General features: G+C 53.3%; 13 protein-coding genes. 3 read left to right on the top strand and 10 right to left on the bottom strand.

Annotated features, from left to right (window positions below; genetic code table 11):
* Positions 1–51: 51 nt before the first annotated feature.
* From ACO064_RS03895 to ACO064_RS03880, 4 genes are all read right to left on the bottom strand, one after another.
* Positions 52–522, bottom strand: a complete 471-nt coding sequence (locus ACO064_RS03895) for a LuxR C-terminal-related transcriptional regulator (protein WP_421826097.1) — start codon at positions 520–522, stop codon at positions 52–54.
* On the bottom strand, positions 522–686 hold the full coding sequence (locus ACO064_RS03890) for a hypothetical protein (RefSeq protein ID WP_421826096.1): 165 nt from the start codon (positions 684–686) through the stop codon (positions 522–524). The genes ACO064_RS03895 and ACO064_RS03890 overlap by 1 nt, the downstream gene beginning before the upstream one ends.
* Complete coding sequence (locus tag ACO064_RS03885) at positions 683–2677, bottom strand: tetratricopeptide repeat protein (protein ID WP_421826095.1); 1995 nt, start codon at positions 2675–2677, stop codon at positions 683–685. The genes ACO064_RS03890 and ACO064_RS03885 overlap by 4 nt, the downstream gene beginning before the upstream one ends.
* Before the next feature lie 74 nt (positions 2678–2751).
* Positions 2752–2952, bottom strand: coding sequence for a hypothetical protein (locus ACO064_RS03880; protein ID WP_421826094.1), 201 nt, complete (start codon positions 2950–2952; stop codon positions 2752–2754).
* A 419-nt stretch (positions 2953–3371) separates the two neighbouring features.
* Here ACO064_RS03880 and ACO064_RS03875 point away from each other — a divergent pair, with 419 nt between their 5' ends.
* On the top strand, positions 3372–3941 hold the full coding sequence (locus ACO064_RS03875) for a DJ-1/PfpI family protein (RefSeq protein ID WP_421826093.1): 570 nt from the start codon (positions 3372–3374) through the stop codon (positions 3939–3941).
* 97 nt (positions 3942–4038) lie between these two features.
* Here ACO064_RS03875 and ACO064_RS03870 read toward each other — a convergent pair whose 3' ends face one another.
* Positions 4039–4206: a hypothetical protein gene (locus tag ACO064_RS03870; protein ID WP_421826092.1), complete on the bottom strand. Its 168-nt coding sequence runs from the start codon at positions 4204–4206 to the stop codon at positions 4039–4041.
* A gap of 349 nt (positions 4207–4555) precedes the next feature.
* Entirely contained in the window at positions 4556–4861 is a 306-nt protein-coding gene (locus ACO064_RS03865) for a helix-turn-helix domain-containing protein (protein WP_421826091.1), read from the bottom strand.
* A gap of 96 nt (positions 4862–4957) precedes the next feature.
* On the opposite strand from ACO064_RS03865, the gene ACO064_RS03860 reads away from it, so the two are divergent.
* Positions 4958–5182: a hypothetical protein gene (locus ACO064_RS03860; RefSeq protein WP_421826090.1), complete on the top strand. Its 225-nt coding sequence runs from the start codon at positions 4958–4960 to the stop codon at positions 5180–5182.
* 229 nt (positions 5183–5411) lie between these two features.
* Here ACO064_RS03860 and ACO064_RS03855 read toward each other — a convergent pair whose 3' ends face one another.
* From ACO064_RS03855 to ACO064_RS03845, 3 genes are all read right to left on the bottom strand, one after another.
* Positions 5412–6284, bottom strand: a complete 873-nt coding sequence (locus ACO064_RS03855) for an alpha/beta fold hydrolase (protein ID WP_421826089.1) — start codon at positions 6282–6284, stop codon at positions 5412–5414.
* Positions 6285–6557: 273 nt separating this feature from the next.
* Positions 6558–9977: a ThuA domain-containing protein gene (locus ACO064_RS03850; protein WP_421826088.1), complete on the bottom strand. Its 3420-nt coding sequence runs from the start codon at positions 9975–9977 to the stop codon at positions 6558–6560.
* Positions 9978–10139: 162 nt separating this feature from the next.
* Positions 10140–11477, bottom strand: coding sequence for a Gfo/Idh/MocA family protein (locus ACO064_RS03845; protein WP_421826087.1), 1338 nt, complete (start codon positions 11475–11477; stop codon positions 10140–10142).
* 201 nt (positions 11478–11678) lie between these two features.
* Between ACO064_RS03845 and ACO064_RS03840 the strand changes: the two genes are divergently transcribed.
* Positions 11679–12212 (top strand): hypothetical protein, encoded by a 534-nt coding sequence (locus ACO064_RS03840; RefSeq protein ID WP_421826086.1) that lies wholly within the window; start codon positions 11679–11681, stop codon positions 12210–12212.
* Between the two features lie 46 nt (positions 12213–12258).
* On the opposite strand, the gene ACO064_RS03835 is transcribed toward ACO064_RS03840, so the two are convergent.
* Positions 12259–14202, bottom strand: a complete 1944-nt coding sequence (locus ACO064_RS03835) for a GDSL-type esterase/lipase family protein (RefSeq protein ID WP_421826085.1) — start codon at positions 14200–14202, stop codon at positions 12259–12261.
* Positions 14203–14384 lie beyond the last annotated feature (182 nt).

The following is a 14384-nucleotide window of genomic DNA, read 5'->3' as shown; positions in this document are numbered from 1 at the left end:
ATCGGCTCTAACCGGGGCCGACAATACCGCATTTGTATGATTTTTTACGCTTTATTTCCGTCCCAGGTACTTGTTGACCGCTTCGACTTTGGAGTGGACCTGGAGTTTTTCGTAGATATTGAAGATGTGTTTCCGGACGGTGGTGGGACTGACAAACAGCTCGGCGGCCACCTCCTTGTGGCTGTGACCTTTCGACAGCCGATCCAGAATTTCCCGCTCGCGGGGTGTCAGAACGTCCAGTTCGTTGGGGGCTGTTGGGCTGATGTGAAACGAACTGGCAATTTTGCGGGCAATGGTGCTGCTCATGGGCGACCCGCCTTCGTGCAGTTCGGTAATGGCTTCCAGGAGTTTGTGGGGCGGGCTTCGCTTGAGGATGTAGGCGTTTGCCCCCGCCTTGAGCGCTTCAAAAACCGTCTCGTCTTCGTCATACATCGTACACATCATGAACTGGGTGGCAGGGCAAAGCTGTTTCAGATGCCGCACACAGTCGATGCCGTTCATGCCCGGCAGGTCGATGTCCATCAATACCACATCGACACACTGCCCGGCAACTGATCCAGGGCCGCTTCGGCGTTTTCGAACGTAGCCTGACAGGCGAAACCGTCGGCGCCATCGACCAGAATGGCCAGCGACTGCCGGATCAGTTCCTTGTCTTCTACAATGGCGACGGTAATGGTGGTGTTCATCCGGCAATATTGGCACTTTTTTGGGTTTTCTGCCATACTGCAAATGCAGTATTTTTGGCCGTCGGTGCAGTCGGGTATGGATACAAAATGGTCACGCGGGTACCCGTCGGCGACGAAGAAATGTCACAGGTGCCACCCGATTCACCCATGCGGTTTTTCATATTGCCCAGTCCGTTCCGGAACCGGCTTCGTTCATGCGGTGCAAAACCGCGTCCATCGTCGGCGACTTCAATCACCAGTCGGTTGGTTTCGGGCCGGATCGTGAGCCACACCTGCATGGCCTGTGCGTGTTTGACCACATTATGAAGGGCTTCTTTTACGGTTAGAAACACATTCCGCCGGTCGGCACCCCGCATGGCAATTTCCCGGGGCGATTCGCTCACCTGCGTCCGCAGGAGCAAGGCGGTATCCTCGATGAACTCGCTGGCGAAGGCCCGGGTGTAGGCAATCAGTCCGTTGAGGCTGTCGTTTTTGGTGTTCAGCGACCAGATGATTTCGTTCATGGCCGTCACCATGTCGGCCGAAATCGCCGAAATCTTTGCAATTTCAGGCAGCGTTGCGGCATTCATCCGCGTTTTGACCACCTCACTCAACAAACCGATCGTCGTCAGCGATGCGCCGAGGTCATCATGCATTTCCTTCGAAATCCGCAACCGTTCTTTCTGCTGGCCCTGCAATTCGGACTGCACCACGGCGAGTTCGTGGGCGCGCTCGGCCGCCAGCAGGGCGTTGTCGGCCGTGCGCCGACGCTGGCGCATGTAGAAGTAGGCGAACACCAGACCGCTCACCACGCTTAGCCCCACCAGCCCCGCCACCAGCAACCACAGCTTCTGACGTTGCTGCGCCTGCTCCAACTGCTCGATCCGGCGTTGTTTTTCGGCCAGTTGCTGCCCCGCTTCGGCCTGCCGGAGTTTCACTTCATATTCGCCCAGCAGTTCTTTGGCCTCCCGCGTCGACAGCGAATCGTTGGCTTTTGCATACTGCTGATACCAGGAAAAGGCGGTTTTGTAATCGCCCAAACCGTGGCTGGCATTGGCATATTCCCGGTAAATGTTCCGGAATTCCGACAGGCCCACGCGATTGGTTTTCGCCATGTCGTGCGCCCGGTCCAGCAGCGGTTTGGCGCGGGCGAACTGGTTCAGTCCATTGTAGGTAGCCGCCTGACCGGCCAGCAAATGCAACTCCTGGAGAGGATTGTTGGACCGGCGATTCAGCCGCAACGCTTTCTGGTAGTAAAACAAGGCCGAGTCGTACCGGGCTTCTTCGTTGTGCAGATTCGCGATGTTGCTGTATAAATTGATCAGCAGCGAAAGGTCTTTCGTCGTGTCGAGAAGGGCTTTTGTTTTCCGGTAATACACCAGCGCTTCTTTCAACCGGTTTTGTTTGACGTACACAGAGGCCACGCTGTGGTAGTCAACCGCCAGTTCCTGGTTGGTGCTTTTCGCAATCTGGTCATACCGAATAGCCCGGTTGTAGTAGGCCAGGGCCTGCGGATACAGCTTTTCGGCTTCGTAGATCAGGCCCAGATTCTGGGACAAAACCGCAGCTTTTTTCCGGTTCTGGTGGGCCAGCATGTAGGGTGCCGCCAGCTTGAAGTGACGAATGGCTTCCTTGTTGTTGCCCTGCCACTTGGCCGACTGTGCCAGCGCAAAATGGCATTGACTCCGGTATTGTTCGGACGGTTCCCGCAGGGCCTTTTGCAGGGCTTCAGTTGCCAGTTTTTCCGATTCGCCGTGCCGACCCAGCACATCCAGCAGGTAGGTGATGAGCCGCACGCTTTCGAAATACCCCTTCGTGTAGCCGGTTTTCTGAGAAACCGTCAGGGCTTCCCGGTAGTCGCGCAGGGCCTTTTCGGGCTGTTGCATTTCAATGGTCTCGGCCTGGTTGAGTTGCGTCAGAATGGCCGAGGTGTCGGCCAGCGGCTGGCCGAAAACGTTTGTTTTCGATAGAACCAGAACCGAAACTACAAGCAGAAGTCGTTTGACCGGCATACAGATGTTGGTTGTGCCAAGGCATTGATTCGTAAATATAGATGACTGGTTCTTTCTTTATTCATAACCGGTAGTTAATCGAGCGCGTAGGCTTCCGAAAAAGTAAACCCCTTTTCAACGGGATCGTATACGTAATCCCCGTCGGGTTCCGACAGCCCGGCTTGTTCCAGGTACTCGATCACCTGAAAGTGATTGGTGAAGACGATGGGGGTGTGGTTGTCGACCCGAAGTTCAAAAGTGGATTGTTCGATGTTGTAGGAAACCGCATATTTCATGGCGTCTATTGGCAAGCGTGAGGTGAACCCATACAACACCGTGGAGCTGGTTACTGTTTGCGGTTTTTGGGTTGCAATGGACGGATTGGTGGTTTTGGGGCTGACATACCGATCGCTCTGCCCGTATTGTTGGTCGCGTAGCGACGTAATGTTTGTAGCCTAATAGCCGGATTCCGTTCTTTTGGGTCGCGTAGCGATCGGACATTGCCTTTTGTCGGATCGCTACGCGACCCAAAAGAACGGTTTATTGACGGGTTAAGAGATAGACTTCCATTATCGCCCGCGTATAGCAGGAGCGGATGATCAGGAAGGTGATCAGAATGTTAATTGATAGGTAGGAAGGCCGGATTGTTGGCTTTTGGTGGTTTAGTGGGGTAAAAGGACTCTATCAACACCCCCTGTTCTAAATTCGTTACACCATGAATCGCAAAATCCTGATTGTCACCGGTGATGGTGGCGAAAGTTACGAAACCCTCTATGCCGTTCACCGTTTTCAGGAAGAAGGCGACATTGCGGTGATTGCCGCGCCCAGCAAACGTCGGCTGAACCTGGTGATGCACGATTTTGAACCCGGTTGGGATACCTACATCGAGCGGCCCGGCTATTGTCTGGTTTCCGATCTGACGATCGACGAGGTGGTCGTCGACGACTATGACGCCATTCTGCTCCTGGGCGGCCGCGCCCCCGAATACCTGCGCAACCACGCCGGGCTGCTGGAGGTCGTCCGGGCGTTTGACCGGCAGGGCAAATGGGTTTTCGCCATCTGCCACGGCATCCAGATTCTGGTCACCGCCGGTCTGGCGAACAACCGGAAGCTAACCGCGTATGAACATGTGCGGACCGAAATTGAGATGGGTGGTGGCACCTATTTGACCCAACAGGCCGTCCGCGACGGAAATATGGTCACCGCACAGACCTGGCAATCACACCCTGAGTTCTATCGCGAAGTCTTTGCCTGTCTTAAAAAAGAAGAACTCGTGGAAGAGTAATGGCAGAATTTGAAGCCCAGTCGTTTCTGTCTTCTTTATGCCCTGGTTGGAGAAGGCAGAAACGGTTCTGGCGTTTGATCGAAAGCCCTGCAGCGTCTCATTTATACACCTTGTCCCGAACCATGCGAATGTGGTTGAACATCGGCAGGTCTTCCACGCAGTCAGCCGGAATAATGCCCCGGTTGATCCAGTTGACCACCACCTGAATCGAAACACCGTATTTTTTGGCGTAATCCCGCACCGACAGCCATTCGTCCAGATCCATTTCCTGGCTGTGCGATTTCAGAAAACCCAGCGTTTGTTGCTAGCCCCGCTTGATTTCTTCCAACTCATCGTTGAGATCAATTTTCGTTTTTATAGCTCGTTCCTAAGTCTGTGGCACATCTTTTCAGGTGGAGCGGTCGCATAGCGACCGAATGTTTGTAGGAAAAGTAGTCGAATTTACCTCGTTGCGGTCGCGTAGCGATCGAATAAAAGGCATGTTCGATCGCTACGCGACCAAAAAGAATGTCCATTGGGCTGTGATGCTACAAACATTTAGTCGCTACGCGACCGAGAATCATGCCCCAAAGATGTGAATAGGCTCCGGGTGTGCCACCATCCATGGTGAAATTCTAAAGTTTGATCGAAAGCTCCAAATGCCCATCTAAACCACGTTCAACGATTTTTTGAAGTGTCGAAAGGCGGACTTCCTTAATGTTGTTCTCAATTTTGGAAATGTAGGACTTGGTCGTTCCCACTTTTTCGGCAAGTTGCTCCTGTGTCAATCCTTTTTCAAGACGGGCTTCGTGCAGTAACGCACCGATTTTGAAGTTTTCGTAGCCCGCTTCCAGTTCTTCCCGCTTCGCACTGCCCCGTTCGCCGTAGTGCTTGCTCTTGAACTGTTCGAGCGTGGTGAGGGTATTATTTTTCGTTTTCATATTCTTGTCTCAGGTTTGTTGTAAGTTTAGGTGAGATGAAGCACTATTCTAACGGTTTTCGGAATATTCAAAATTTACTTTAACTTGGTTATACAAATGAAAGAAGCCGGTAAAATATCAACTCGCTCATCAAAACCGCATGGACAATACGTTCTGAAACCGACGCTGAGCCCAGAAGAGGTTGAGCATCTTGAAAACTACGTTCCAGAGCGGCAAACCAGCGACGAGGAATTTGAAGCGTTGCTAGAACGAAGCCGTATCAAAGGTCGTATCACTGTTGATGATTTGAATGAGTTGACCACCATTCCGGCGAACTGGTAATTACGGAATTTGTTGGTTTGTTAATCTTTATGACCGGGAATTGTTCCGGTTATTTTGGTTTTGACGTTTTGTTTATGAAAGTTCGTCATTTGTATGTCTTAAGTGAGAGAGATTAACAATACACCTGACCCAAAGCCGGTTTTTTTGTGAATTTTAAATGATTCCGAGGGCAGGGACCCTTTGAATAGCAATCACATCGCGACACGCGAGCAATAACGGGGGCACTATTTTACTTGCTATTGATATTGGATTGACTTATAGTACGGATAAACTGATTGCTAATGGTAAAGAATTGATTAGGATCACTGAGCCACGGGTCGTGTCCTGCCATATTGAGGGTATGAAATTGTGCATGTGGAAATAGATTAACATATTGATCCAGCCAGTCACTACGCTCACCGGTTTTGCGATTATAATTTGATGTCCCGGAAAAGATCAGAATAGGCATCCGTAACTTCCTTAAGCGTTCCGGTTTTGGGGCAGACTGCATGCTTAATAGAGTTTCATGCTGAGGGCTACCAAACTGTATTTCAAATTGCTTGCTAACTGTAATCGTATCTACTTTTATTAATCTATTTGTATCATAGTTAAAGACCAGTCTTTTTTCTTGCATAGTAAGTTTGGAAAGTTGGCCATACCCAGTTCCATTTCTTAAAAAAGATTCTTCTCTTCCTTTCCATTCCACCGTGCCCGTCAAAATTAAGCCTTTGACATCTTCCGGATGGGAATAAGCGTACAACATCGCTAACAGACTACCCCAAGAAGAACCGGCTAGAACCACTTTCTGCAAGGGTGACAGTGTTTTGATGAGCCGATGTAAATCGGTTACATGGTCCTGCCAAAGATATGAGCTATCCCTTTCACTTTCACCGCACCCGCGTTGATCATAGTAGATGATTCGCGCTGACTCCTGCAACGCGTCAAATTCCGGTCGGAGGTACCAGTGTTGGGCAGCTGCTCCTCCATGCAGGACAATCACAACCTGGGGTTTACTACCAAGCAGCCAATAGGCTAGCCTAGGCTTTCCTTCGATAAATCCATCCTGACTAAAGCCCGTAATGGAGTAACAAAGCCAAGCGAGAGTAAGCAAGTATTTTCTCATAACTGTAGTGCTTTTTTGAGCAAATTGGTGTGGACGTCATTCCATTTCTCGCCTTGATAGAACTTTTGTCTGATAATTCTGCTCGTTTTCGCCCCTAAATCCCCTAAAGGGGACTTGGACGCAGCTTAATCAGGATCAGAAAGTCCCCTTTAGGGGATTTAGGGGCGAAAACGAAAGTCCTACTTTAGATTAGATTGAAAATAACAGCCAATAGCAAACAAAAGCCACCGCAGTTCCTAAAAACCACGGTGGCTCCCTCATTTAAAACTAATCTTACTTCCCAAACTCAACCCAACTCACCCCGCCAATATTCTCGGCTTTCGGGTCCGCGTTTACAAACACGAAATACAAATCCTGTTTGCTGCCGGGGTCCTGAATCGGGGCGCTGAGCTCGGCGGTTTTGTTCCAGGCACCCGTGGCCGTATACGCCACCGTGCTGATGACCGGGCCTTTTGCCGAGCCGGTGTGGACTTCAATCGTGCCGTCGTGGTCTTTCGAGGCCACCTGGTACGTCAGCTTCTGGATGCCTTTCAGGTCCACGCCTTTCAGCACGAAATACGCTTTGTTTTTGTTGGCGCCCAGCCGTCCGCGCTGGCGGTTCATGTTATACACCTCGTCGGCATCACCGGCCTGCACTTTGGAGGGGCGCAGAATCAGGCTCTCGCTGCTGGTCAGGGGCGTGATGGCTCCGCCTTTGTCGGTATACGACGCCGACAGAATGTAACGCCCCGTCTGGTCCTTGCCGACGTGCTCTTTCAAAACCGTCGTGCCCTGCTGCGGCAGCGTTACGTCCGGTTGTTCGTTCCCCAACGCCAGCACGTATTTCACGATTTCCGTAGCATCCTCCTTCGACAACTGCGGGTGGGCGTTCATCGCGTGTTCGCCCCAGACACCACCACCACCGGTGATCACCTTGTTGGCCAGCCGCGTGGCCGCGCCCTTGTCACCCCGGTATTTTTTCGAGACTTCGACAAACGCCGGGCCAACCGACTTGCCGTTGATCTGGTGACACGCCTTGCAATCGCTGGCCTGCATCAGGTTTTTTCCCAGATTGAAGGTGCTCGTAATCTGCTGGTGACCCACCAACTGGTCGTTTCCGGCGACTTTCGGGATGTAGTTCAGCGCGACTTTCACCTTCTTTTTATCGATCACTTTATCCTCGTTATCCTTCACGTTGACCGCGTATTTGAACGGCGTCTGGTCGGCGAAAAAGAACGTGCTGTTGTCGGTGGTCGCAATGGCCACCTGCGGCAGTGTGTTTCCGACTTTGATCTCCAGCGTATCCAGCGAACTGGCTCCGGTCGGGTCGGTCACTTTCAGCGTCACCGGGTAAATGCCGTTTTTCTGGAACGTAAACGTCGGATTCGCTTCGGTCGAAGCCACCTGATTGCCTTCAAAACGCCATTCGTAGCTCAGTTTATCGTCCTCGTCGAAATCGTAGCTCTGGCGGCTGTTGAAGGCCACTTTAAACGGAGCCAGCCCAATCGTGTCCCGAGCGGTCACCTTCGCAACGGGCGTGCGGTTTCCGGGGTTGAACTCGATCTTGACCAGCCGCGCATCGTCGTTGTCGATGCCATAGACAGAACCGTATTCCAGCATATACATCTCACCTTTCGGGCCAATTTCCAGATCGACCGGACGGCGGAAATCGCCCCGCACCGGCATGAACGCTTCCAGTCGTTTGTAGTTCTGGTTATCGTCCATCCGAACGGCATACACCCAGTTCCGCATCCAGTCGTACATAAACAGCGCCTTGTCGTAATATTGCGGCAGTTTCACATCGGATTGCAGACTAGGATCGAAGTGATACACCGGGCCACCCATTGCGCATCGTCCGCCCGTTCCCAATTCCGGAAATTCAGTTGATTTGTTGTAGGGATACCAGACCATCGCTTTCGTGGTCGGCGGCAGGTTTTTCAACCCGGTGTTGTTGGGCGAATTGTTGACCGGCGCGTTTGGATCGAACTCGGCACCCACGGCCTTGGTCGCAAAATCGTAGGCTTTGTACGGTTTGCTGTCGCCGACAAAAAACGGCCAGCCGTAATTCCCGGCTTTTTTCGCCTGGTTAAACTCGTCGTAGCCGCGCGGTCCCTGCGGCCCATCGGTGCCGGAATCCGGGCCAATTTCACCCCAGTAGACAATCGAGGTTTCGGGATCGACCGAAATGCGGTACGGATTCCGGCAACCCATGACGTAGATTTCGGGCCGGGTTTGCGCCATGCCTTTCGGGAACAGGTTGCCCTCGGGAATCGTATAAGAACCGTCGGGTTCAACGTGAATCCGCAGAATTTTACCGCGCAAATCATTGGTATTTCCCGCCGAACGGGCCGCATCGAACGTCAGCCGACCCGCCTGCCAGTCGGTGGGTGAAAAACCGCTCGACTCGAACGGCACGGTATTGTCACCCGTCGAAATGAACAGATTGCCGTGTTTGTCCCAGGCCATCGAACCGCCGGTGTGGGCGCTCACTTCCAGATCGATGTGAAACTCGATGATCGATTTCTCCGATTTGAGATCCAGCGTGCCGTCGTCGTTCATCACAAACCGCCCGATCCGCTGACGCGTGTCTTCGCCCTCCTGAATCGTGTAGAAGAAATAGAGGTAGTGGTTTTTAGCGAAATTCGGGTCGATGGTCATGCCCAACAGGCCGTTCAAATACTTCTCGACGGCTTTTACTGGAAAATCATAGACCAGTTTCGTGCTTTTGGTTTTGGGGTCATACATGTAAAACTTGCCCTTGCGTTCGGCCATAAACACCCGGCCATCCGGTGCCACGGCCAGTTCCATCGGTTCGTTGAGGTCGTTGGATAGCACGGTTTTCACAAACCGGGTTTCGTCCGGCGTCTTCACCGCGTACGACTTCGAGTAGTCGAGGTCCTTGTTGTCGCCGATCACGTATTTCAACCCGCCGAGCAAATGTTGCTGGAACAGCGGTTCGCTGTAGCTTTCGTTCGTATGCCCACCGCCGGTGTAAAACGCGCGGCCGCCGTCGAACTCGTGGTACCAGACAAACGGGTGATTGTCACCGTTGCGGCCACCTTCGTACGTCGTTTCGTCCAGTTTCGCCAGCACCTTGATGTCGGGGTTGATGTTCCGGTAGCTGTACAATTCATCGAAACGCTCCCAGCGGTCGGGCAGAAAACTCGTTGACGGGTGGTTTTTGTCGATCACGTCGATGGCGACTTTCTGCTGTTTGGGGTGGTGCAGGAAATACGCCCCGGCGAGTTTGTTATACCACGGCCAGTTGTATTCGGTATCCGCCGACGCGTGAATGCCCATGAAATTGCCCCCGGCCTGGATGTAGCGTTCAAACGCCACCTGCTGATCGGGGTTCAACACATTGCCGGTGGTGCTCAGAAACACGACGGCAGTGTAGTGTTTCAGGCTGTCTTCCACAAAATAGTCGGCATTTTTGGTGGTATCGACCCGAAAACCGTTCTCCTGGCCCAGCTTCTGAATGGCGGCAATCCCGGTCGGAATCGACTCGTGGTAATAGCCTTTGGTGCGCGAAAAAACCAGAATGCGCGGCACTTTTGGCTTGGGTGCCGGAACCGTCGCCACGGTTTCAGGGGCAGAAGACGGAGTCTGCGTCGACGCTTTCTGGGGCGTCTTGCAGCCGTAAAAACTTCCGGCTACCGACGCCATGACGAGGAGCGTGGCGCCGATGGTGCTTGTTTTGATAGAGATTGGCATTTTTATCGGAATATTAAATTCGGTTGAGCAAATCAAAACGGTTAAAACCGTTTGGGGTAAATGGTTGATACGGTATGATTAGCCCACGGTTTAAACCGTGGGCTAGGAACAAGAGTCGTCCATTTTGGAAACCGTTTCAACGGTTTTAGGCCGGGTATTCGATTACACTTTGATGGCCCATTCGCTTTTCAACGACCTTTCCAACAGGCCGTTGGCTTCTTTGTCCTTCTTGAAATTTTCCTTTTTCGGGTCCCATTTCAGCGGGCGTTTGAGCTGGTAGGCAATGTTGCCGATGGTGCAAACCGACGCCGTGCGATGGCCGATTTCGACGTCACAAATCGGTTCGCTGCGTTTCCGCATGGCGTTCAGGAAGTCCTTGTAGTGGTTGTCGCTGTGGTAGACGTGTTTCTCGTCCGGGCCAATCACCTTGTCTTTGAGCGTAGCCGGGGTGGTTTCCAGTTTCTTTCGTTGAATGTTTAACGTACCTTCCGAGCCAACAAACTGAATGGCGTTGTTCCATTCCCAGGGTTCGTGGGTCATCGTGATGCCGTTGTCGTAGCGATACGTCAGGAATTTGTGTTCCTTGCCATCGGGCGGAATCACCTCCACGGGGCCGCTGTTGTCCATGTCGAGCGACCACTGCACGATGTCGAACATGTGCGCACCCCAGTCGGTCACCATGCCGCCACCAAACTCCTTGTAATTCCGCCAGTTGGGGAACACATCTTTCGACAGGGGCGGGGCTAGTTCGGAATTGAACGGAACCGGTTCGTTGGGGCCCAGCCACATGGCCCAGTCCAGTCCTTCTGGAATGGGTTCAGCCGGTAAATCATACCGTTTCGGCGGAGGTCCCACATTCACCTTGATGCCTTTGATGTCGCCGATGTAGCCGTTGCGAATCAGTTCGGCGGTTTGCCGGAACTCCGGCCACGACCGTTGCATGCTGCCCGTCTGAAACACCCGCTTGTGTTTGCGGGTGGCGTTCACCATTGCCCGGCCTTCCCTGATCGTCAGCGCGAGCGGTTTTTCGCAGTAAATATCCTTCCCGGCTTCGGCGGCTTTCACGGCCATGACGGCGTGCCAGTGGTCGGGCGAGGCAATGACCACGGCGTCGATGTCCTTGCGGTCGAGGAGTTGCCGGAAGTCGTTATACGCCTGAATTTCCGAATACGCGCCGTTCACTTTGGCCTTTCCGTCTTCGCTGGTGTAATAGGCTTTGGCCTGTTCGATAAACAGATCGCGTTTGGCTTTGTATACCTCAGCCGAGGCCAGAATCCGGGTTTCGCCGGTGGCCAGAAAATTCCGGGAAAGCCCGCGGCTCTGCTTGCCGGTTCCGATAAAACCCAGCGTAATGATGTCGCTCGGAGCCCGGTAGCCGGTTCCGTCGGCCCGCCGACCGCCCAGCACAAACCGGGGGACGATCATGAAGGCCGACAGGGCTGCGGACGCCTGTCCTATGAATTTTCGACGGGACAAGGCACTAAAAGGTTCTTTTTCCATGAGGGTCTGGCAAATTGAGCTTGATTTCCAACTAGAAAGCCAAAACCGCTCCGGATTTACTATCGGCAGCTTTTCAAAATCCGCTCCCTTCGGTCGCTTCAGGGGCGGCTTTTTCCGTTTCAACCGCCTGACCACTGGCCGAAGCCCGACGACGTGCCAATTTTGGTGCCGATACCAGTAAACACAAATCAAACGGAACAAATGAAAACACTAGTGATGACGCTGCTGGCGGTGATCCTGCTGAGCAGTTGCAAAAAAGACACGGATGCCGTTCTGCCGGGGGGGCACGTACCGACCAAAGCCGCCGGGAAATGGATGTATGGCTCGTTTGCCATGGGTGACTTCTGGGCCTACGACGGCTCCTACCAGGGCAAACCCTTTGAACTGGCGGTCGTGTTTGACTTCAAATCCGATGGCACCTACGAGAAGTATTTCGTGGCCACCACCCGCGATTATTCGGGCTGCAAAACTGAAGCGTTTACCTTCGAAAAAGGAAGCGTGGATTTCAGCGAAACCGACGGATCGTTTACGACAACCCCCGCGGAGGGCCATTACCGGGGCTTTTATTCCTGCTTTCCGAAGCAAAACGTGAACCGGAAAATGAATCGTTCGGAGCTGAAAACGCAGACGTACTATTACGAACTGAAAACCGGCAGCAATGGCAAGCCGAATATGGTGGTGCGGTTTCAGGAAAGTGACAGCAACGTCAGCACCTTTCTGCCGGCGTCGTGGTAGAGAAACCGGTCAGGTCTTCAAGACCTGACCGGTTTTTTTTAAGGGATTAATTCACCAGAAAATACACAATCCGGCAGGCGGTTCCTTTGCTTTTGGGGTTTTGGGTGTCCGCCATTCGGAGTTGCAAAACGTGCTTTTTATTGGGCAGGTTGCTGGCGAAAAGTTTGTACCACGGCAGGTGCAATTGCTGGCTCCACTGGGTCTGGAGATCCATTTTCTGGTAAGGGCCTTTGTCGATGCGGTATTCGACCTCCCCCGCATCCGGCCCCGAAATGAGGGCGATGCCAAGGGCGGTACCCGTAAAATTGAGCGAAAGAGCGGCTCCCGGCGTGGTGGCTTCCAGCATGGGCCGGTCGACAAAACCGGGGCGGGTCGAAACGCCATCCGCCGGTTCCCAGTTTTCGACCAGCTTCCAGCCGGTTCCCAGCGACGCTTCGTTGATCGGGACATAATGGCCGTTGTCAAAACTGCCGCGTACCAGCGGAGGCACCACGGATGATGGTTTGGCCGGAGTTGATGAAGCGGTTTGGAAAGCCGTATTCAGGAGACTTTTCATGGTTTGAAAATACACTTCCTGCCCGAACGGCGACGGGTGCAGATCCTTGAAATCGTATTCCCACGAAAACTCGTTCGCTGCGATTCGGTCGTACACTTCCCGCGCTAAGTCGATGGAAGGCAGTTGGTAGTGGGCAGCTACCCGCTCATGGTTGGCGAGTTCCACCGGTTTTTTGCCCTGTCGGAAATCACCGGATTTGTCGGGGTCGGCAAATTCCATCAGCACCACATCAACGGCCGGATTGCTTTTTCGGGCGTGCCGGACGATGCCTTCCAGTGCGCGAAGTTGCGTCAGGCTATCGGTTTCGTTCGTGCGGTCGTTGACGGCGGCTTCCACGAACAACAAATCGACCTTGCCCTGGCTCAGCACATCCTGCTCGATGCGGAATGAATGCGGCAAACTCCCGAGCGACGGAATCCCGGCTTTGATGAAGGTGAAGGCCGTTTGCGGAAATTTCTCCTGCAAATACCGGCTCACCTTGTCGCGCCAACCGGGATTGTGGGTGATGGAACCGCCCAGAAACGCCACTGTGGCCTTTTTCTGCGCCGTGATTACCCGATACGCATTCGGCAAACCGGCCCGGATGTTGACATACGCCGACGAGGAAAGCGGTTTTTGAACGGGAACGGAATGCCGGGTGATGAAATCGGCCCACCATTCGGGATGTTCAATTGGGAAGTGATGGCCTTCGAGTGTTTGCGCCCCCCGCGACATGGCATAAACCGTGGTCGGACCGCCGAGTTTCTGATACCGTTCGACGAGCGGAAACGTGTTTTCGTCGGACGGAACCAGCTTGTCGTTCAGGCTGATGACGTGCAAAATCGGGATTTTGTAAGCTGCCATTCCTTCCAGATGATCCTTCGGATTGTCGTCGAACGCCAGCGCCTGTGGTTCCGAAAACCCGTAGACGTCGAGCAGTTGCTGCCACGATTTGGCGTCACCTTTGCTTTTCCCTTTTCCGCCGGGCCAGCTTTTGAAATCACAAACGGGGGCTTCGGCGTAGATACAGCTCACTTTGGCAGGATTCCGTTTGGCCCAGCCGTAGACATACAAACCGCCCCGGCTGACGCCTTCCAGCGCCACCTTCGGCGCAAAACCTTTTTCCGAAACGAGGTGCTGGTAAAAAGCATCCCAGATCATCATCGCTTTGGGGCTGCCGTACAAGTCGTTGGTGTTGATATAGGCAATGTGAAAACCGCGTTCGAGCAACACGCTGTCCATCTCGATGTGCCAGTCGGGGAAGTGGGCGCGCCAGACCCACGGATTGCCGGGCAGTGGTTTTCGGGGTTTGATGTACCGGGCCGGGACGTCGTTGAGCTTGAATTCTACTTTCTCAAAGCTGTGCCACAAGGCGGTTTTTTCGTTCGGCTGAGCGAGCAGAATACCAGCAGTGAAGGTGAAAAAGAGGGTAAAAATGATCGGGAGGGAACGCATAGGAACGGAAGATCGACTCAAAACCGGAAGCGATAAACGGTTCTTTTCTACTCTTTTCTGCCGGTTTTCCGGGGCGTATCAACGTGTTTCCGCGTTCACATATTCCCGTGTCCCCATATCGCCCCGTCCCCGGGTATAACCCGGGGCTAGTTATGGAAGCCTTTCAGGCTTCGGGGGTGATT

Origin of the sequence: Larkinella sp., assembly GCF_965227735.1 — a bacterium.
Classification (GTDB): Bacteria; Bacteroidota; Bacteroidia; order Cytophagales; family Spirosomataceae; genus Larkinella.
The sequence above is the reverse complement of the archived record's forward strand: the minus strand, read 5'-3'. Positions and strand labels throughout refer to the sequence as shown.